The 20582-nt window shown below is 58.0% G+C and carries 17 protein-coding genes; 10 read left to right on the top strand and 7 right to left on the bottom strand.

Annotation, left to right across the window (positions count from 1 at the left end; translation table 11 throughout):
* Nucleotides 1–155: 155 nt before the first annotated feature.
* Nucleotides 156–3356, bottom strand: a complete 3201-nt coding sequence (locus ASE80_RS29235; protein WP_056861950.1) for a hypothetical protein — start codon at nucleotides 3354–3356, stop codon at nucleotides 156–158.
* 176 nt (nucleotides 3357–3532) lie between these two features.
* Complete coding sequence (locus tag ASE80_RS29230) at nucleotides 3533–5440, bottom strand: sigma-54-dependent Fis family transcriptional regulator (protein ID WP_056861949.1); 1908 nt, start codon at nucleotides 5438–5440, stop codon at nucleotides 3533–3535.
* 271 nt (nucleotides 5441–5711) lie between these two features.
* Here ASE80_RS29230 and exaC point away from each other — a divergent pair, with 271 nt between their 5' ends.
* The 9 genes from exaC to ASE80_RS29185 all read left to right on the top strand — a co-directional run bounded on the left by exaC (nucleotide 5712) and on the right by ASE80_RS29185 (nucleotide 15123).
* The gene (gene exaC / locus ASE80_RS29225; RefSeq protein ID WP_056861948.1) at nucleotides 5712–7232 is read left to right on the top strand and encodes an acetaldehyde dehydrogenase ExaC; all 1521 of its coding nucleotides are present in this window, start codon (nucleotides 5712–5714) and stop codon (nucleotides 7230–7232) included.
* A gap of 207 nt (nucleotides 7233–7439) precedes the next feature.
* Nucleotides 7440–8873, top strand: coding sequence for an ethanolamine permease (gene eat, locus ASE80_RS29220; protein WP_056861947.1), 1434 nt, complete (start codon nucleotides 7440–7442; stop codon nucleotides 8871–8873).
* A gap of 64 nt (nucleotides 8874–8937) precedes the next feature.
* Nucleotides 8938–10332 carry an ethanolamine ammonia-lyase subunit EutB gene (locus ASE80_RS29215; RefSeq protein ID WP_056861946.1) on the top strand — a complete coding sequence of 465 codons (1395 nt, stop codon included), beginning with the start codon at nucleotides 8938–8940 and terminating at the stop codon, nucleotides 10330–10332.
* Nucleotides 10329–11162 carry an ethanolamine ammonia-lyase subunit EutC gene (gene eutC, locus ASE80_RS29210; RefSeq protein WP_056861945.1) on the top strand — a complete coding sequence of 278 codons (834 nt, stop codon included), beginning with the start codon at nucleotides 10329–10331 and terminating at the stop codon, nucleotides 11160–11162. Before ASE80_RS29215 ends, eutC begins: the two co-directional genes overlap by 4 nt.
* A gap of 92 nt (nucleotides 11163–11254) precedes the next feature.
* Nucleotides 11255–11713 carry a GNAT family N-acetyltransferase gene (locus tag ASE80_RS29205; protein WP_056861944.1) on the top strand — a complete coding sequence of 153 codons (459 nt, stop codon included), beginning with the start codon at nucleotides 11255–11257 and terminating at the stop codon, nucleotides 11711–11713.
* Nucleotides 11714–12026: 313 nt separating this feature from the next.
* The gene (locus ASE80_RS29200) at nucleotides 12027–12680 is read left to right on the top strand and encodes a DedA family protein (RefSeq protein ID WP_056861943.1); all 654 of its coding nucleotides are present in this window, start codon (nucleotides 12027–12029) and stop codon (nucleotides 12678–12680) included.
* Nucleotides 12681–12686: 6 nt separating this feature from the next.
* Nucleotides 12687–13517, top strand: a complete 831-nt coding sequence (locus tag ASE80_RS29195) for a zinc-dependent peptidase (protein WP_056861942.1) — start codon at nucleotides 12687–12689, stop codon at nucleotides 13515–13517.
* Between the two features lie 93 nt (nucleotides 13518–13610).
* Nucleotides 13611–14138: an inorganic diphosphatase gene (gene ppa / locus ASE80_RS29190; RefSeq protein WP_003176323.1), complete on the top strand. Its 528-nt coding sequence runs from the start codon at nucleotides 13611–13613 to the stop codon at nucleotides 14136–14138.
* Between the two features lie 214 nt (nucleotides 14139–14352).
* A complete protein-coding gene (locus tag ASE80_RS29185; RefSeq protein WP_056861941.1) occupies nucleotides 14353–15123 on the top strand; it encodes a LexA family transcriptional regulator in 771 nt (256 codons plus the stop codon).
* Nucleotides 15124–15373: 250 nt separating this feature from the next.
* On the opposite strand, the gene ASE80_RS29180 is transcribed toward ASE80_RS29185, so the two are convergent.
* Together ASE80_RS29180 and ASE80_RS29175 are read right to left on the bottom strand one after the other, a co-directional pair.
* Nucleotides 15374–16477, bottom strand: a complete 1104-nt coding sequence (locus ASE80_RS29180) for a nuclease (RefSeq protein ID WP_056861940.1) — start codon at nucleotides 16475–16477, stop codon at nucleotides 15374–15376.
* Nucleotides 16478–16772: 295 nt separating this feature from the next.
* Nucleotides 16773–17009 carry a hypothetical protein gene (locus tag ASE80_RS29175; RefSeq protein ID WP_056861939.1) on the bottom strand — a complete coding sequence of 79 codons (237 nt, stop codon included), beginning with the start codon at nucleotides 17007–17009 and terminating at the stop codon, nucleotides 16773–16775.
* A 449-nt stretch (nucleotides 17010–17458) separates the two neighbouring features.
* Between ASE80_RS29175 and ycaC the strand changes: the two genes are divergently transcribed.
* On the top strand, nucleotides 17459–18091 hold the full coding sequence (gene ycaC, locus ASE80_RS29170; protein WP_017136016.1) for an isochorismate family cysteine hydrolase YcaC: 633 nt from the start codon (nucleotides 17459–17461) through the stop codon (nucleotides 18089–18091).
* Nucleotides 18092–18240: 149 nt separating this feature from the next.
* Here the strand turns inward: ycaC and ASE80_RS29165 are convergent, their stop codons facing one another.
* Genes ASE80_RS29165 through ASE80_RS29155 form a run of 3 tightly spaced genes read right to left on the bottom strand, consistent with a single transcriptional unit; the run spans nucleotide 18241 to nucleotide 20571 of the window.
* Nucleotides 18241–19398, bottom strand: coding sequence for a glutathionylspermidine synthase family protein (locus ASE80_RS29165; RefSeq protein ID WP_056861938.1), 1158 nt, complete (start codon nucleotides 19396–19398; stop codon nucleotides 18241–18243).
* 12 nt (nucleotides 19399–19410) lie between these two features.
* Nucleotides 19411–20124, bottom strand: a complete 714-nt coding sequence (locus ASE80_RS29160) for a DUF1190 domain-containing protein (RefSeq protein ID WP_056861937.1) — start codon at nucleotides 20122–20124, stop codon at nucleotides 19411–19413.
* A gap of 18 nt (nucleotides 20125–20142) precedes the next feature.
* Entirely contained in the window at nucleotides 20143–20571 is a 429-nt protein-coding gene (locus tag ASE80_RS29155) for a DUF350 domain-containing protein (protein WP_056861936.1), read from the bottom strand.
* Between the last annotated feature and the right edge of the window lie 11 nt (nucleotides 20572–20582).

The raw sequence follows: 20582 nt of genomic DNA, 5'->3' as shown, positions 1-20582 counted from the left end.
CAATAATCACGGAGAATACTTTCCACGCGCGCAGGCACACTTCGCCAGCCAGCCTGATACTCATCAGCCGGCTAAATCACTCAACGGTGCGCGTCGTTTATAAAGCACTCACACTGATACGGTGAGCGCTCGTCAATCCAACCGCCTGAACATCATTACGTTTTATTCGATGGCGTCAGTGCGCTCAGCACACCAAATTGCGCTAACTGAGGACCAAAGGGTGTATTCATGAGGGAACTGTACGCATACCAAGCCCCGTTTTTTAAGACAGCGACTATTGGCCTACGTACACCATCTGATTCCACTTGATAGAAGCCCTTGACGATATCACCGTTCTTATAAGTCCTTGTCACATCATAAGACCTGTAGTTGCCTTTGAGTCGAGGAAGCACCTCATCGGCGTGTTTGTACACCCTCGTCATATCCTTACCGACGGCCACCACCCCGCGCCTAATATTTTTCGGCAGGTTAATAGCATCGGTAACGCCCAGCGAAGCGCCGAGACCAGCAAAAAAAGAACGTTTGAGTACTTTGCCTGCTGACTTGCCCAATTTTAACGCCTTGTTCGCGGCACTTGCCCCGGGAAGCAAGAACCCCAAAATATCGAACCCGATATTAACAACTGCGCCTGCAACTTTCCCCGACATCGCATCTTTAACACCGTCATAGAAAGGAATAAGCGAAAGGAGAAAATTATTGACGGATTTAATACCTGCTGTATTTTTTTCAATTCTCGTTTCACCGACAGCCTTTGCTTTCAAATGCCCATAATTTTTAGTAAAAAACTTACCCACCACGGTAGCCAGCGAACCGTTTCGTCGAGAAAAATAAGGAACTCGTCCTTCACCGGTGACCTCAGGCAAATCATGGCCCTGATGGGTGGCATCAAACTTCGTAAAAACATTATACGTGCCGGGTACGCGGGCTCTGTAATCCGGGGAAAAATACTTGCTGTCGTCAAAATTTTCTTGTTGTGCCGGATTACCCTTTTCCTTAACGATTTTTCCCAGGTCTGGGTAGTAACTATAGTACTCGACCTTGCCATCAACTCCCTTCACTTTCATAAGTATACCTTTCCCCCCTTCCAACTCTATGAGTTCATTAGGGGTAGGCGTTTGTGGTCCGCGCCCGGGGTACAGTTGGATGTTGTTCGTTTCTTCTGTAACCAAAAAAGGGCGAGACACGCCTATGAACGTGACATCCGCTTGGTTTATACGCTCTTGTTCGGCTATAGGCAGCAGAGAAACCTGGTACTTGAACTGGATAGCCCAAGCCGCCGCTTGAGTCTTTGTATGGTCTTCAAACGTTTCAGAAAATGTTTTATTAATGTCTGGATCAAGCTCGGAAAAGCGAGACTTAATCGTTGCCCAAGGCAATTCCTTTTCATTTATCGGCTCCCACCAGTCCAGATTAAGGGGCTTGGTCATGAAGACATCAAGTGGCGAGACACGATACCTGTCATCCATTTTACTTCGTAATGTAATCTTCGTCGGGTCAACACCCGGGAACACCCGCTGGAACTCAGCCAGCGCCAACTCTTCCCGAGTGGGCACTGGCTTCATCAGCTCAGCGCGTGCCCACGCCAATTCCTTTTTCTGCTTTTTTAACACCGTGAATGATTGCTCAACGTCTTCGACCGTATACTGACCCTGGGGTTTGTTTTTAATCACCTTATTAGCAAGGCCCCACGCAATAAGCGCATCGGTTGACGCGGCAGCTAACTCATCCCCACCGTCAAGAATACCAAGCTGCGCTTCCGCATAGTTCACGACTTGACTGAGCGTCATGTTCCCCGATGCGCCAGGCGCTTCTTGCTCTACCAGTGCAACGGCTATAGAAAAATCCGCCCACGTATGAGACCCATAAACGAGTCCAGGTGGAATATTTTTTACCAGAAGTTCAGGGGCGACGGCTGACAGTAATAGTTGCGCAGCAAGAGGCGCCGCTTCAACACCCACCTTAGTTTCAAGGTAAGCGGTAAAACGTTTGACGATTTCAGCAGCGGAGGCACCTATATTTTCGCTTTTATAGAGGTTATAACCCGCCAAGTTGAAACGTGACTTTTCTGGATTAGGGTCAAGTTCTTGCACAAGCGCCGCAGTCACGGCCTCAGTTGCACCGGTCGGCGACGCTGCTGATTTGATTCTACCTTGTATGGTTTTGCCCAACGCCTGCGCCTCGGGCGACCGAATGAGTTGGTCAAATGCAAATGAAGGGTTGTCCGCAATCACTTTCTTTGTAGACGTCGCAAGTGCGCTGGTCAGGCCGTGTAACAAACTGCCTGCCCCAACCCCTGCCTGCGGATCAGGTGCCTGGCTTGCATGCTTCAACTTCCACTGATCCACCACCGCTTTCATCTTGCGTAATTCAGTTTTGTTCAGCAGCCCACCAATATGCCTGACGCCCCCAGCGTCAACCCCAGGCACCTTATGCGCAAGGTCAAAGGCCAGTGCGTTAGCCAGGTCATGCGCCTGCGTGCTGTCGACGGGCAGTTTATGCCCTTGATTTTCGAGCAGTTGTGCAACACTTATCTCCCGGCGCTGTTCGGTAAGAAATAAACTTGAACGTCGGTCAATCGGGACCATAACGTTCTTCAGATCAATCTTCCCTCCAGCATCGTCTACCTGGGACCTCAGTGCAGCGATAAGTGCATGACGGTTAGCGTCATCACCCAGCGCCTTGCCCTGCTCCGCCAATGCTTCTACCGATCGCTGCGACGCACGCCCCACCGGTGCAAACTCAAACGCGGCGCCTTCTATCAATTTCTCACGGTGCGCGGCAGCTTGCGAAGGGGAGAGGTCGATAGGCTCTCCATAAAATCGCCCCACCGTGTACAACGGCACCTTACCGTCCGGCCAGGGGTAATTGAACGCCTGCCCAGGCATTGGAGCGATCGCCCTGGCAATCGACAACAGCACGCGAGAAACATCTGACCAGCCCGAATCATCTTTAAGGGTAAACGTTTGCATCTTGCCATTTACAATGCCAGTCAACTCCCCGAGGACGGGATCCAGTTTGAGGCTCCTGGTATCAAGCCCCTGTGCTTTGGCCCACGATAAAAATCCGGGGCTTTTGAAAGCACTGTCCAATTGGGTACGCCACCGCCCGAGTGTGGACTCAGGGGTAACTTGAACGTCAGGCGGCGCTATTGAGGTGTGATAGGAGCGCGTCGCTAATGCGATCGCGTAGGTCTTCGCCAACTGAGCGTCAGCCGTTGCACGCGCTTCGGGAGTGTCAGGCGTTTGCGCGTGTGTGTGGCTGTGAACGACTGCACTATTGATGGCTGCCGCAAGCGGTTCGCCTAGCACGTTGCCTGATGAGGTCGGCGTTACTCTAACGTCTTGAAAATTCGTCATTTCCACACCCGCGTACGATTCAAATGAATAACTGTTCGTACGCTGAGTGGTGCAATGTCTTACAAATCATACAAAAAAAATTCGGGAAAATTTATGCAGATATTTCAGCTATAACCATTGCCCTCATCAGCGCCTAATAATCAGGCTTCATACGGGCTGCGGTAACAACGTGCAGATCACGCTTGTGGACACCGTTCGATTCCATGCTTGCGTAACTTGCGGTAAAGCGTATTCCGGCTCACTCCCAAACTTTCTGCTGCGTGGGACATGTGCCAATGTTGCTGCTTCAGTGCGTTGAGCAACACTACGCGCTCTGCATCGTCCAGAGCGCCCCCCTGCCGGGGCTCGACAACCATCGCCGCTCGCGCCTGGCGAATGAGGGGCGGCAAATCGTCCAACCTGATTCGCCCGTTCTCGCACAAGGCCGCCAAGGTGCGAAGTACGTTGCGCAATTGCCGAACGTTGCCCGGCCAGGCGAAGTCGAGCAACGCTTGGCGCGCCTTCTCATCAAGCAACATAACCTGTCCTGCTGCCTCTTGCGCCAGCAAAAACGCCAGTAATTGCGCTTTATCACTACGCTCACGCAAGGGCGGTACGGCTATTTCAAGACCGTTGAGACGATAATAAAGATCTTCGCGGAAGCTACCGTTCGCAACACGTGCTAACAGGTCACGGTGGGTGGCGCTGATGATTCTGACGTCTACCGCCTGCGGCGCACCGCCGATGGGCACCACCACGCGATCTTCCAGCACCCTTAAAAGACGGGTTTGCAACGCGAAAGGCATGTCGCCAATCTCATCGAGAAACAGCGTGCCGCCGTCGGCTTGCTGCAATTTGCCACGCATACCTTCCTTCAACGCGCCGGTAAAGCTGCCGCCGCGGTAACCGAACAACTCACTTTCAATCAGGTTTTCCGGGATGGCGGCACAGTTGAGAGCGACGAAGGCGTTATTGGCACGCGAGCTGGCCTGATGCACGGCCTTGGCGAACGCCTCTTTACCACAGCCGGTTTCGCCGTTGATCAGCAGCGGCACGTCGCGTTCGAACACCCTCAGCGCCTTGTTAAAATCACTCTGCAACGCAGGGTCGCCCAGGCAGATACCCGGCAGGCGTGGCGCCTCGGGCTTGGGCAGCGGCGCGGGCAAACTCTGCGCCTGCCCGCGCAGCGCGGCGAATAACTGCCGGCCATCGCGCGTACGCAACGGCCAACTGGCCGTGGCATTGGCGCTGGCACGGCCGAGCAGTTGGTCCAGCGAGCAGTCGAAAAACGCCTCTACCGGCTGCCCGAGCAAACCGCCGCGCACCTGCCCCAGCAGGTTCAACGCACTCTGGTTGAGCGCACAGATACGCCCTTCACCGTCGAACGCCAGCAACCCTTCGCTGAACAACCCCACGGACTCCGCCTGCAGGTGAAAGCGCAGCAGCCAGTGCTGTTCAAAATGGCGCAAGAAGTAACAACTTTCGATCATCTTGGCCGACAAGTTCACCAGCGCCATGGTGTGGAACTGGCTTTGACGCGACACGGCCTCACGCGCCGATGACACGTCCAGCACGGCCAACAGTTCGCCATGGGGGTCGAACACCGGGCTTGCCGAGCAGGTCAGGCCGGTGTGGCGGCCGCGAAAATGCTCATCGCGGTGAATGGTCAGGGACTGGCGCTCCACCAGGCAGGTGCCGATACCGTTGGTGCCTTCGCACGCCTCGCTCCAATCGGCGCCCAGCCACAGGCCCGCGCGCTCGAACACCTTGCGCTCGGCCGGCGCAGTCACGCAGTTGAGGATCACCCCGCGGGCATCGGTGAGCAGCACCGCATGCCCGGCGCCGGAAAGTTGTTGATGCAGGCTGTTCATCTCGCTGCCGGCGATGTGCAGCACTTGCTGCAAGCGTTCGCGGCTTTCCAGCAGGCGCCCGTGTTCAAGCACGGTGGGGGCCATGGTCAGCGCCGGGTCCAGGTGGTAGTCCTCCAGGCAGCGCAGCCAGGAGCGGGCGATGGACGGGTCGCTGCCGGGGCCGTGGCCGAGGTCTTGCCCACGGGTGACGGTGAGGACTTGCTGGGCATGGCGACTGAAATGATCGTTATGCATGTTCTTATTATTCTCCCTGCGTGAGAACGGCCAGCATCCCCCAGCCATCCGGGCATTGCAATCCCGGGCCGACCCACTGGTCACAGGCTGTATCGTTTATGGCACAAACTGTCACCCCATCTGTACCGCAGGTGTCACAGCAACGCTTTGCAACAAAGCCCAAACCCTTGATTTACCTGGCGTGCAAGGCGGTGGCCCGACCTTTGCTCTACGCTTTATCACGCGCAACACCGCTGTACTCCAATAAACATAAAAGCAGGAGATACCCACCATGCGTTACGCACATCCCGGCACCGAAGGCTCGATCGTGTCCTTCAAGGCCAAGTACGGCAACTTCATCGGCGGCGAATTCGTTGCGCCGGTGGACGGCAACTATTTCACCAACACCTCGCCGGTTAACGGCAAGCCCATCGCCGAATTCCCGCGCTCCACCGCCAAAGACATCGACAAGGCCCTGGACGCCGCCCACGCCGCCGCTGACGCCTGGGGCAAGACCTCGGCCCAGGACCGTTCGCTGGTGCTGCTGAAAATCGCCGACCGCATCGAACAGAACCTCGAACTGCTGGCCATCACCGAAACCTGGGACAACGGCAAGGCCGTGCGTGAAACCCTCAACGCCGACATCCCGCTGGCCGCCGACCACTTCCGCTACTTCGCCGGTTGCATCCGCGCCCAGGAAGGCACCAGCGCCGAGATCAACGAACTCACCGCCTCCTACCACTTCCACGAGCCACTGGGCGTGGTCGGCCAGATCATCCCGTGGAACTTCCCACTGCTGATGGCCGCCTGGAAACTCGCACCGGCCCTGGCCGCCGGTAACTGCGTGGTGCTTAAACCCGCCGAGCAAACCCCGCTGGGCATCAACGTGTTGATGGAGCTGATCGGCGACCTGCTGCCGCCTGGCGTGCTGAACGTGGTGCACGGCTTCGGTAAAGAAGCGGGCGAAGCCCTGGCCACCAGCAAGCGCATCGCCAAGATCGCCTTCACCGGCTCCACGCCGGTGGGCTCGCACATCATGCACGCGGCGGCCGAGAACATTATTCCGTCGACCGTCGAGTTGGGCGGCAAGTCGCCGAACATCTTCTTTGCCGACATCATGAAAGCCGAACCTTCGTTTATCGAAAAAGCCGCTGAAGGCCTGGTGCTGGCGTTCTTCAACCAGGGCGAGGTGTGCACCTGCCCATCCCGCGCACTGGTGGAAGAGTCGATCTACGACGACTTCATGAAAGTGGTGATGAAGAAGATCGAGCAGATCAAACGCGGCGACCCGCTGGACACCGACACCATGGTCGGCGCCCAGGCGTCCGAGCAGCAGTTCGACAAGATCCTGTCCTACCTGGAAATCGCCAAGGGCGAAGGCGCGCAACTGCTCACCGGCGGCAAGGTCGAGCAACTGACCGGCGACATGGCCGGTGGTTATTACATCCAGCCGACGCTGCTCAAGGGCACCAATGAGATGCGCGTGTTCCAGGAAGAAATCTTCGGCCCAGTGGTGAGCATTACCACCTTCAAGGACGAAGCCGAAGCCCTGGCGATTGCCAACGACACCGAGTTCGGCCTCGGCGCCGGCGTGTGGACCCGCGACATCAACCGCGCTTACCGCATGGGCCGCGCGATCAAGGCGGGCCGTGTGTGGACCAACTGCTACCACCTGTACCCGGCGCATGCCGCGTTTGGTGGCTACAAGAAGTCCGGCGTGGGCCGTGAGACCCACAAGATGATGTTGGACCACTACCAGCAGACCAAGAACTTGCTGGTGAGCTACGACATTAATCCGTTGGGCTTTTTCTAACTAACACCCGCTCCCCCACTTGAAATGCAATCAAGTGTGGGAGCTGGCTTGCCTGCGATAGCGGTGGTTCAGTCAGCAAAAGTAGTGACTGCCCTACCGTCATCGCAGGCAAGCCAGCTCCCACATTTGAATCTTCGCAAGTACTCGCAACTCGCGTTCGACACAAAGAGGTCGAGCTAAAACAATAACAACGGACGGTACTTTCCCATGCCTAGCGAACCCACTGGCTCTTCCGTCGACTTCGAAAAAGTCGGCACCGACTATTTCCAACAACGCGAACTGAAAAAAGGCGCCGCCGGCTGGGTGCTGCTGGTCGGCCTTGGCGTTGCCTACGTGATCTCCGGCGACTATGCCGGTTGGAACTTCGGCCTGGCCCAGGGTGGCTGGGGCGGTATGTTCCTCGCCACCTTGCTGATGGCCACCATGTACCTGTGCATGTGTTTCTCCCTGGCCGAACTGTCTTCCATGATTCCTACCGCCGGCGGTGGCTACGGCTTTGCCCGCAGCGCCTTCGGCCCTTGGGGCGGGTTCCTCACGGGCACCGCCATCCTCATTGAATATGCGATCGCGCCCGCCGCCATCGCGGTGTTTATCGGCGCCTATTGCGAGTCGTTGTTCGGCATCGGCGGCTGGATGATTTACCTGGCGTTCTACATCATCTTTATCGGCATCCACATCTTCGGCGTGGGTGAAGCCTTGAAGCTGATGTTTGTGATCACCGCCATCGCAGCGATTGCCTTGGGCGTGTTCCTGGTGTCGATGGTGCCGCACTTCAACGTCGCCAACTTGCTCGATATCCCGGTGACCGAGGCCAAGGGTGCCAGCACTTTCCTGCCGTTTGGCTACGTCGGCGTGTGGGCGGCGATTCCCTACGCAATCTGGTTTTTCCTCGCCGTCGAAGGCGTGCCCCTGGCCGCCGAAGAAACCAAGAACCCCAAGCGTGACCTGCCACGTGGCCTGATTGGCGCCATTGTGGTGCTGACCAGTTTCGCCCTGTTGATTCTGGTGATTGCGCCAGGCGGCGCGGGCACTTATGCACTGATCAAATCGGGCAACCCGCTGGTTGAAGCGCTGGCACTGTCTTACGGCGGCTCGACCTGGATGGGCAGTTTCGTCAACCTGGTCGGCCTGGCCGGTCTGATCGCGAGCTTTTTCTCGATTATCTACGCCTATTCGCGGCAGATCTTTGCTCTGTCCCGCGCCGGCTACCTGCCGCGCAAGCTGTCGCAGACCAACAAAAGCAAGGCGCCGGTGCTGGCCTTGGTGATTCCCGGCATCATCGGCTTTGGCCTGTCGCTGACCGGTCAAGGTGACCTGCTGATTTTGGTGGCGGTGTTCGGCGCTACCATTTCCTACGTGCTGATGATGGCCTCGCACATCACTTTGCGCATCCGTCGCCCCAAGATGGAGCGTCCGTACCGCACGCCGGGTGGCATTTTCACTTCCGGTATCGCGCTGGTACTGGCCTGCGTGGCCGTGGTGGCGGGCTTTTTGGTGGACCCACGGGTGGTGATTGGCGCGGCGATCATCTATGGAGTATTAATTGCTTACTTTGCTTTCTACAGCCGGCATCACTTGGTAGCGGGCACGCCCGAAGAGGAATTCGCGGCGATCCAGGCCGCAGAGGCCGCCTTGCACTGATAGCCGTAAACCTCGGCGCGGGCGCCTTACTCAAGGGCAGCTCGCGTCGCCAAGGAGACACTGTATGGCAAGCTTTTCCCACGCGGTAGGTACACAGACTTACCGTTTCGACAGCCTCAAGGACGTGATGGCCAAGGCCAGCCCGGCGCGCTCCGGCGACTTCCTCGCAGGCGTGGCGGCGCAAAACGACGGCGAGCGCGTCGCGGCGCAAATGGCGCTGGCCAATATCCCGTTGAAACACTTCCTCGAAGAAGTGCTGATCCCCTACGAAAGCGACGAAGTCACCCGGCTGATCATCGACACCCACGATAAACAGGCGTTTAGCGCCGTCAGCCACCTGACCGTCGGCGGCCTGCGGGACTGGCTGCTCAGCGATGCGGCCGATGAACAAAGCCTACGCGCCCTGGCGCCCGGACTTACACCGGAAATGGCCGCCGCCGTGTCGAAGATCATGCGCGTGCAGGATTTGGTGCTGGTGGCGCAAAAGATCCGCGTGGTGACGCAGTTTCGCGGCACCATGGGCCTGCGCGGGCGCCTGTCGACCCGGCTGCAACCCAACCACCCGACGGATGAACCGGCGGGCATCGCCGCCAGCATTCTCGACGGCCTGCTCTACGGCAACGGCGACGCCATGATCGGCATCAACCCGGCCACCGACAGCATCGCCTCGATCTGCGCCATGCTGGAGATGCTCGACGCGATCATCCAGCGCTACGAAATCCCCACCCAAGCCTGCGTGCTGACCCACGTGACCACCTCCATCGAGGCCATCAACCGTGGCGTGCCGCTGGACCTGGTGTTTCAGTCGATTGCCGGCACCGAAGCGGCCAATGCCAGTTTCGGCATCAGCCTGAGCGTGCTGCAGGAAGGCTACGAAGCGGGTTTGAGCCTGAATCGCGGCACCTTGGGCCAGAACCTGATGTATTTCGAAACCGGCCAGGGCAGCGCCTTGTCGGCCAACGCACATTTTGGCGTCGACCAGCAAACCTGTGAAACCCGCGCCTACGCCGTGGCGCGGCATTTCAAGCCGTTTTTGGTCAATACGGTCGTAGGCTTTATCGGCCCGGAGTACCTGTACAACGGCAAGCAGATCATCCGCGCCGGCCTTGAAGACCACTTCTGCGGCAAGCTGCTCGGCGTGCCGATGGGCTGTGATATCTGCTACACCAACCACGCCGAGGCCGACCAGGATGACATGGACACCCTGCTGACCCTGCTGGGCGTGGCCGGCATCAACTTCATCATGGGCATCCCCGGCTCCGACGACATCATGCTCAACTACCAGACCACCTCGTTTCACGATGCCCTGTATGCCCGGCAAACATTGGGTTTAAAACCTGCGCCGGAGTTTGAGCAGTGGCTGGCGAAAATGGGCATCTTCACCCAGGCCGACGGCAAGGTGCACTTTGGCAACAGCCTGCCACCGGCGTTTCGTCACGCCTTGAAGCAATTAGGATGAAGGAGCCGCCAGTGCCACTCGACCTGCCTGACAACCCATGGCTGGAACTGCGCCGCCTCACGCCTGCGCGCATTGCCCTGGGCCGCACCGGCACCAGCATTCCCACCAACGCGCAGCTGGATTTCCAGTTCGCCCACGCCCAGGCGCGCGATGCGGTGCACTTGCCCTTCGACCACGCGGGCCTGAGCAGCCAAATGGCCGAGCGCGGGCGTGACAGCCTGTTGCTGCACAGCGCTGCAGTGGACCGGCACATGTACCTGCAGCGCCCGGATTTGGGTCGACGTTTAAGTGATGAGTCAGCCCAGAGCCTGCGTGACTACGCCGCCGCCAACCCAGGCGGCGTGGATTTGGCCGTGGTGGTGGCCGATGGCCTGTCGGCGCTGGCGGTGCATAAACATACATTGCCGTTTCTTACACGCATGGAGGAGCAGACCCAGGCTGAAGGTTGGTCCTTGTCGCCGGTGATCCTGGTGGAACAGGGCCGCGTGGCCGTGGCCGATGAAATCGGCCAGTTGCTGGGGGCCAAGATGGTGGTGATTCTGATCGGCGAACGGCCGGGGCTCAGCTCGCCGGACAGCCTGGGGCTGTATTTCACCTACAACCCCAAGGTCGGCCTCACCGATGCCTACCGCAACTGCATTTCCAACGTGCGCCTGGAGGGCCTGAGCTACGGCATGGCCGCCCATCGCCTGCTTTATTTGATGAAAGAGGCGTGTCGTCGGCAGCTGTCGGGGGTCAACCTCAAGGACGAGGCGCAGGTTCAGACCATCGAATCGGATGATCCTGACCTGATGAAAGGCAATTTCCTGCTCAGCCCACCCAATGACTGATAGCTGCACGATTGCGCTTTTTTGCGTCATTAGGCAGCATCGAGTCACGGCCGCCTGTGTGGTCATACCCCATTTGGAAGTTGAGGCCTGGCATGCGGATTACTCAAGCGACCCTGGAACACCTGGACCTGCTGACCCCGTTGTTCGTCAAGTACCGTGAATTTTATGGCGCACTGCCCTTCCCGGATTCGTCGCGGGCCTTTCTGGAAAAGCGCCTGCGCCGCAAAGAGTCGGTGATCTACCTGGCCCTGGCGGATGATGACGACAAAAGGTTGCTGGGGTTCTGCCAGCTGTATCCGAGTTTTTCGTCGCTGTCGCTTAAACGCGTGTGGATCCTCAACGACATCTACGTCGCCGAAGATGCCCGCCGGCAGTTGGTGGCCGACAATCTGATGCGCACCGCGAAGAAGATGGCCAAAGAGACTCACGCCGTGCGGCTGCGGGTGTCGACCAGCAGTGACAATGACGTGGCGCAGAAGACCTATGAGTCGATCGGCTTTCGAGAGGATACCGAGTTCAAGAACTACGTGCTGCCGATCAGTGAGGACTGAGAAAACACCAGCGCTCCACTGTGGGAGCTGGCTTGCCTGCGATAGCGAAGTATCAGCGGATGCATCATTTGCTGGCCCACCGCTATCGCAGGCAAGCCAGCTCCCACATTTACATCTAAGCAACATTTGGATCAGTGTAAAGCCTTGCTACCAGCGACACTCCCCGCTACAAAACCAACACGCTTTTCACCTCTCAATCCGTATAATGCGGACCTCTCAGAGTTGTAAGAATCGCGACATACGCTTGTAGCCTAACTTACCCGTAGCTTCCGCACAGGCCCGCTGAGCCGGGCCATTCACACAGGTGCCATTCATGGATTTCAACCCGCTCGACCTTATCCTGCATCTCGACGTGTACCTCGACATGCTGGTAAGAAACTACGGAGTGTGGATCTACGCCATTCTGTTCCTGGTTATCTTTTGCGAAACCGGTTTGGTGGTTATGCCTTTCCTGCCCGGTGATTCCTTGCTGTTTATCGCCGGCGCCATTGCCGCAGGCGGCGGCATGGACCCAGTCCTGCTGGGCGGCCTGTTAATGCTCGCAGCCATCCTCGGCGACAGTACCAACTACGTGATCGGACGAACGGCCGGAGAACGCTTGTTCAGCAACCCGAACTCGAAAATCTTCCGCCGCGACTACCTGCAAAAAACCCACGACTTCTACGATAAGCACGGCGGCAAAACCGTGACCCTGGCGCGCTTCCTGCCTATTCTGCGCACCTTTGCGCCGTTCGTGGCCGGTATCGCCAAAATGCCTTACCCGCGCTTCTTCGGCTTCAGCGTGTTCGGCACCATCCTGTGGGTCGGCGGCCTGGTCACCCTGGGTTACTTCTTCGGCAACGTGCCGTTTATCAAGAAGAACCTCTCGCTGCTGGTGGTGTTTATTATCCTGCTGTCGCTGGTGCCGATGATCATCGGCGTGTTCCGCAGCCGGTTTGGCCGCAGTTCCGAAGCCAAGCCGCAGTAACCCGCGATGTGGTCCCTCAGCGCCTGGCGTCGCCGGCGCCTGCTGGCCAAGCACCCGATTGCCGATGACACCTGGCAGCGGGTGCGCCTTCACCTGACCTTCCTCGACGGCATCAGCGCCGAGCAGGACCAGTGGCTGCGCGAAGCCTGCGTGGTGTTCCTGAGTGAAAAGCACCTCACCGCCCTGCCCGGCGTAGAGCTGCATCAGGAACAGCGTCTGTTGCTCGCTGCCCAGGCGCAATTGCCGCTGATGAACCTGGGCGACCTCGACTGGTATCAGGGCTTTCACGAAATCGTGCTGTACCCCGACGACTTCCTCAGCCCCCAGCGCCATCGCGATGCCAGCGGCGTCGAGCACGAGTGGGACGGTGAGCACAGCGGCGAAGCCTGGCAACAGGGCCCGGTGATCCTCGCCTGGCCCGGCGTTCTGGCCAGCGGCCAATGGGAAGGCTACAACCTGGTGATCCACGAGCTGGCGCACAAGCTGGACATGCTCAACGGCGACGCCAACGGCCTGCCGCCGCTGCACCACGACATGCGCGTGCAGGAATGGGCCAGCGTGATGCAAAGCGCCTTTGACGACCTCAACCGCCAGCTGGATGCCAACCCGGACGCCGAAACCGACATCGACCCCTACGCCGCCGAAAACCCGGCGGAGTTCTTTGCCGTCACCAGTGAGTATTTCTTCAGTGCCCCGGATTTACTGGCCGGCACTTATCCCCAAGTGTACGCGCAACTGAGCCGCTTTTATCGCCAGGACCCGCTGGCCCGCCTGCACCAACTGCAAACCGGCGATGCCCGCTACCAGACTGAACCGCTGGCGCCACACGACGTCTGACGCATGGCATCGGCGTCAGAATATGCCTATAATCGCCGCCACTTTTAGGCCAATCCGGCCATGTTTAATGGCCAACTACGGGGGCACCGCCCAATGAGCTACAGCAAGATTCCGGCTGGCAAAGACCTGCCGAACGACATCTACGTCGCCATCGAAATTCCGGCCAACCACGCGCCGATCAAATACGAAATCGACAAAGACAGCGACTGCCTGTTCGTTGACCGTTTCATGGCCACCCCAATGTTCTACCCGGCCAACTACGGTTTCATCCCTAACACCCTGGCTGACGACGGTGACCCCCTCGACGTGCTGGTAGTAACCCCTTACCCGGTTACCCCAGGCTCGGTTATCCGTGCGCGCCCAGTCGGCATCCTGAACATGACCGACGACGGCGGCGGCGATGCCAAAGTTATCGCGGTGCCACACGACAAGCTGTCCCAGTTGTACGTGGACGTGAAGGAATACACCGACCTGCCGCCACTGCTGCTGGAACAGATCAAGCACTTCTTCGAGAACTACAAAGACCTCGAAAAAGGCAAATGGGTGAAGATCGACGGTTGGGGCAACGCAGACGCCGCCCGCGCCGAGATCATGAAGTCGGTCGCTGCCTACAAGGGCTGATACCCGCTCCTCATTGCCCCGGCAATCAAAAAAGCCCCGACGATTCGGGGCTTTTTTTGTGGGAAAAATTAAACGCCAAGTTCAATGTTTAATTCGATACGTTTAATAAGATTAGATAACTGAAATATCAGACTACAACTAAGCAAATCCCTACACGCGAAACTCAACGCATAGTTTATTTGATGTATTTTTCCGGCCAGTAAACTCTGCGTTTATGAATACATCAGGTGATCGACTAAAAGCGTTACTGCGGGAAGTTCATCTTTCCGCCTCCGACTTCGCCAAGAACCGTGGTGTCACGCCTCAACACGTGAACAACTGGTTCAAGCGCGGCGTGCCCATGGGCCGACTCAACGAGATCGCAGAACTGCTCTGCGTCTCGAGCCGTTGGCTGCGCACCGGCGAAGGCCTCAAACACCCTCCGGCCAACTTCCTGCTGGAAGGCCCGGACCCAAGAAAAGGCATCGCCACCCGCGAAGAAAGCGGCAAGTACCTCACGGGCCCCGTCCGTCTCCCGGAAAAAATCGACGTGGAGATTCCCCTCCACCCCACGTTCACTTCGACCGAGCGCATCCGCGTCTCCCTGCACACCCTCGAAACCCTCAACGTAAACCCCGACCGCGCGGTAGGCGCCTACATGGTCGACAACAGCATGATCGACATCATCCAGCAAGGCGCCACCCTCGCCATCGACCGAGGCCGCAGCCAAATCACCGACGGCGAAATCTACGCCGTCGAACACGACGGCATGCTACGCATCAAATACCTCTACAACCGCCCCGGCGGCGGCCTGCGCATGCGCAGCCACAACGCCGGCGAACACCCGGACGAATACCTCACCCACGAACAACGCTTTGAACAGAACTTCGAGATCGTCGGCTGGGTGTTCTGGTGGTCCACCCTCAACAACCGCAGACCGGTCCCACTGGACGAACACCTGCTGGGCTGGGAAGGCTCTAAATCGGACCCGGAGGTAGGCATATGAGGTGAATGTGGTTAGAATGCCGCCCACATTTGGCAGGGGGTGGCTTTGCGCTACCTATCCTGCCTGGCGATGCGGAGGAGTTCCCGCAGATGCCCCTACTATTCAGCCCGACTCGACGTGGGCTGAGCGATTTGAAGGCTGGTGAGGTTTGTCAAAAACAAGCTGAGGCAGTCCCCGAGAAGCCGGCCACAAGCCGGCTTTTTAAATTTTAATCCGCTAGAAAAACACCTCTAGCTGCGCACCGCCCCTCCTACAGCATGCTCGCAACCACCTCATCAAAATCACTAAATTCCTCTTTTAACTTTTCGACAGTCCACCGCCACTTCTGCGTCCTTGGTCGACAAATCGTATTTTGATTACCAAACATCCCCGTTTCCCGCACTGCCTGGTCAATCGGCACAGTATCCAACCATTCGACTGACACAAAGTAATCACATCGTTCAGCATCATCTATGAAGTCAGCGTGATAGCTGGCGCGCTTGGCCACGTCGAGCACCGGGCGCTCCTCGCCTCCGACACTCACGGTGAATTCACTCGCAGGCGTCGATTTCCCGCGAACCCTTCCGACACCAACATAACCTTGCTGGGGGATATTCACCCACACCCGATCACCTGGGGAAAGCAGCTGCAAAGTTCTGCTGTACCAAGCGCCACCACCTCCTGAGATAAATCCATACTCCCTGGCATCTTCCCAAGAGCGCGACTTTGAGTCTCCAAACGAGCAATAGAACTCGCCGTTCCAAGGTTCGACATGCCCTTCGCTCGTTGACACCGCATTCGCTTGCGTCTGAACAGGGTCGAGCAGCCAGGATCGGCTAAGCAATTGCTGCTCACCCAGTTGGAAGATCTGAAAGCACAGCACGTTGATCGGAATATCTCGCTTACTGAGGTATTCAACAATCCGTTCGCTGCTTGCATCTAGCTCTGTTGCAACGATGACCAGTTGGTGGCTTTGATTGAGTTCATCGTCGTCCAAGACGCGTCCAAAACGGGCTTGAAAGTCAGCGTAGAGGGTATTTCCTGGCCTGAAGCGCTCGTAAATCGCGCCGATTTCATTGGGTTGCAAACCCTGAACCCAAGCCGCGTAATCGAGCGTTTGGGCGACAACGTCACGAGGGGTGCGGTCGCGTTTGAGCTCAACCAGTACGAGGTTTCCGTCTGGAGCGATTGCCAACAGGTCAATGCGCCCACCTGAGCTGGTTTTTTCTTGTTTACCTATGAGCATCCACTCGTCTGAGAGAATGCCTGGCGAATTGAGGATCATATTTTCAAGCAACTGCTCACTGACCAACTGGCTCAGTGGGAGCTTGCTCGGTGCCACACCCACGGTCCAAACATCCGTTTTTATAGGCAATTACTGCATCCTCTATGAAATAGCTTTTCACGACTCTATCACCGTCGCACATCATTCTGGAGGCATGCGCAATTGGCAGCAGGCTACTGCCTAAACTTGCGAGGAACGATTGGATATGTCGCCAGCAAAGACATGATGGCAAGACGTGTCGCGAAAACACACAAATGACGACATGAATATTGCGACGGAGACGCTGGCCGGAAAATGCATTCCCCGATCACGAAACGACAAGCTCGTATAAATTATGGACCGGGAGCGTCGCCTGCACTTCAAGCGCAAGAGCAGGCGACTTGTATTACTTCGGCTGCATACACTCCACAGCCCGGTCCGCCACCATCTTCGCCATCTCCACCAAATGCATCGCCGCCCTGTGCGGCGCACCCAGCGGTTCACCAAGCGCCTGCGACGTAGCCACCGCACACTGCAGCAGCTCGGCCACGCGCACCCAGGCATCTTCAAAGCTCAGTTCTTCATTAACAGTAAAAGGCTTGGTCGCAGCCGATGAGGGCAAATCCGAAACAACGTTATCCATAGCAAAACTCCAATCGATAATTTGGAGCTGCCAAGATCCGCGACTAAACGAAAGGCGGCAGCTGTACGCAGGTTAGTCGACCGGTCGATTGGGAACCCGGCGCACCCGGAGGTGCCCTGCGCACAGCCACCATAAGATGCAGGCGAAGGGGTGCCTGACTCATGAATTGCTTATGCGCCAATCGAATCCGGGCGACTAAACCCGATCACTGAAAAAGCAGTGACGGAACGCAGCCTAGTCGCGAGATTTTGCTGACGCAAGCGGCTGGGATTCTCTAGGAAACGTCCTGCAAATGAAAGGGATCCGTACTGCTGGCCATCCAACCATTGTCACCTTTTAGTTGACAGTATTACCTACCCTGCCCGATTTATCCCCCGCCACCCACCCATTAATCTGTGCCCATGTTGAACGCAACGCCAAACCCACCCAACCAAAAAAGGACTTCAACCATGAGCACGCCAACCCTTAGCCGCTTGAACAAAGACGACGCCATTGTTCTGCTGATCGACCACCAAACCGGCCTCATCTCGCTGGTGCAGGACTTTTCCCCCAACGAGTTCAAGAACAACGTGCTGGCCCTGGCGGACGTCGCCAAGTTCTTCAACTTGCCGACCATTCTCACCACCAGTTTCGAGCAAGGCCCCAACGGCCCGTTGGTGCCGGAATTGAAGGAGATGTTCCCGCAGGCGCCGTATATCGCTCGCCCTGGTCAGATCAATGCGTGGGACAACGAGGATTTCGTCAAGGCGGTCAAGGCGACTGGGCGTAAGCAGATCATTATTGCGGGTGTGGTGACGGATGTGTGTGTGACGTTCCCGACGTTGTCGGCGCTGGCGGAGGGGTTTGAGGTGTTTGTGGTGACGGATGCGTCGGGCACGTTTAATACGACGGTGCAGCAGGCGGCGTGGAGCCGGATGGTGCAGGCGGGGGCGCAGATGATGAATTGGTTTTCGGTGGCGTGTGAGTTGCAGGGTGACTGGCGCAACGATATCGAGGGGCTGGGGAATTTGTTGTCGCAGCGGATTCCTAACTATCGCAATTTGATGAACAGCTATTCGGTGCTGGCGGCGCGTCAGGGTTGAGATTGAGCGTTTCTCCCCCCTAAAAATTGTGGGAGCGGGCTTGCCCGCGATGGCGGTGAATCAGTCACTACATTCGGTGACTGACCTACCGTCATCGCGGGCAAGCCCGCTCCCACATTTGGTCTTTGCTGCGTTGCGATTGGGGTGGTTCAGTCAAGGATAAGGTGCGGTAGAAACCGGCTTGAGTCCTTGGTGATCAGGCTATTGTCTTCGCGCACGCCGATGCCTGCGGCTTGGTCAGCGATGACCCAGGAGCCGATCAGTGTGTAGCTGTCGCCAAAGCGTGGCAGCGGCGCGAATTCCTGAAGGATGAACGGCGCGTCCGTGTAGGGGCCGTCTTCTTTTACAATCAGGCCGTCGGCGGTTTGCAGTTCGATGTTGGCGCCTTCGCGGGAGAAGAACGGTTTGCGCACCCAGCCTTTGGGCACGGCTTTTCCGGGGTCGGTGTCCAGGTGGGAGGCGAGCAGGTTCGGGTGGCCCTTATTGAACTCCCATAGCAGCGGCAGGATGCCTTTGTTGGAGAGGATGGCTTTCCACGCGGGCTCGAAAAACTGCGTGTCGCTCTGGGCAATCGCGGCGCCGAAGGGTTCGTGGAAGATGAATTCCCAGGCGTGCAGTTTGAACAGGTGGGGAATCCAGCGATCCTCAAGGTCGACGAAGCGGCCTTCGCTGGTGAGGCCGATGTCTTCGATGTCGATGTGGCGGGATTCGATACCAACTTTTTCGGCGACCAGGCGCAGGTAGTCGGTGGTGCCTTTATCTTCGATCGAGTCTTTCATCGAGGCGAAGTAGAACGGCTGGTTAAGCTGCAATTGGGCGAAGGCTTGATGCAGCTTGGTGTCGATGCTGTTGAACTGGTCGGCGTGCTTGGGCAGCAGGCCGCGTTCGATGCATTGTTCCAGCCAGCCCCACTGAAACGCCGCCGCTTCGTAGAGGCTGGTGGGTGTGTCGTAGTTGAGTTCGAGCAGTTTGGCTGGCCCGCTGCCGTTGTAGGAGAAGTCCATGCGCCCGTACAGGTGCGGGTGGCCTTCGAGCCACGAGGTGCGGATCATGTCGAAGAACGGCGCGGGAATGCTCAGGCGCTCCAGCAGTTCCTCGTTTTGCACCACGCGGGCCACGAGGTCCATGCACATGTCATGGATCTCGGTGGTCGGGTCTTCGAGGTCGCGCTCGATTTGTTCGAGCGTGAACTGGTAGTACGCGCTTTCGTCCCAGTAGGGTTCGCCGTCGATGGTATGGAACAGGAAGCCGAGGCTGTCGGCGGTCTGTTTCCAGTCATGACGTTCTGCGCAGTGGATCTTCTTCATGAACTGGCTTCCTTAACTGCTCGACCCACCGCCGCCCCAGCCGCTACGGGCGCTGGCTTTGCTGCCAAAACCGCCACGGGAGGTGGACGACGCGACGTTCACCGGCTTGCTGGAGGAGCGCAGCGTATTGGAGTAGTTGCTGCTGCCGTACCGGGCCTGGTTGGAACGGCCAAAGGTCGCCCCGTTGGAGACACGCTGGTTGAGCGTCGAGTTGCCGTAATTGCCACGATCATCGCGGTAGCGGTACACCGGCTCGGAGCGGTAGCTGTTGCGATTGTTGCTGAGCATGTTGCCGATCAAGAGGCCGGTGAGCAGGCTGCTGGTGGAGAAACCTGAGCCGCCGCTGTTGGCTTGCGAGCCGGCCACCTGGGCATTGGCCGCGTCGACCTGGGATTGGGTTACCTGGCCTTCGGCGGTCAGTTCGAAACCGCCCAGCCTTGGGATGAACTTGCCGGTGGAGTCTTGCTGGCACCAGTCGGCGACAAAGTCGGCGTCGCAATCGGTCTGGCTGTCGTACACCGGCGCGATGCGGCGGTGCTCGGCCATGGCGGTCATGTAGGCGTCCGAGCAGACGTCTACCGGCAGCTTTTCATCGGCGCATTGCTGGACCGACTGGAAGTTGTACTTCTTTTGCAGATCGTAGGTTTTTTCCGTCGGCCCGCAGCCGGATATCGCCATGGCGACCGACGCTGCCAGCGAAAGCTGGACGTACTTGCTTCGTTTCATCGAGAGCTCCGTGCGCAATCAGTACTGGGTGGGCGTCATGCACGCGGCGTTCAGCATGCCGACGCTGATGGCGACGGCGGCCACGTAGATGCCGGCCGCGACTTCGCCGTTTTTGATGCGCTCGGACGTGCCTTTGAGCACCAGGCTGGTCAGCAGAAACGCCAGCAACTGAACGACGGCCGCGATCACCGACCAGACGACAAAATCCAGCAGACTGATGGAGTAGGCGATCACGTTGCTGGCCGGAATGGCGAAGCCAATGATCGCGCCACCCAGGGCCACCGCCGCCGAAACGTTGCCGGCGCGGATCAGTTCGAACTCCTTGTGCGGGGTGATGCGGGTGTAGATGAACTGGAACAGCGCGAACAACACCGCAGCCCCCAGGATGTAGATGACAAAACCGAGCACAGCGGCTTTGTTCAGGGAGATGGAGAGAGCTTCTAGCATGGACGGCTTCC

It is taken from the genome of Pseudomonas sp. Leaf15 (genome assembly GCF_001421425.1).
GTDB lineage: Bacteria > Pseudomonadota > Gammaproteobacteria > Pseudomonadales > Pseudomonadaceae > Aquipseudomonas > Aquipseudomonas salomonii.
Note: the sequence above shows the minus strand (reverse complement) of the source record. Positions and strands in the feature narration are given on the sequence as shown.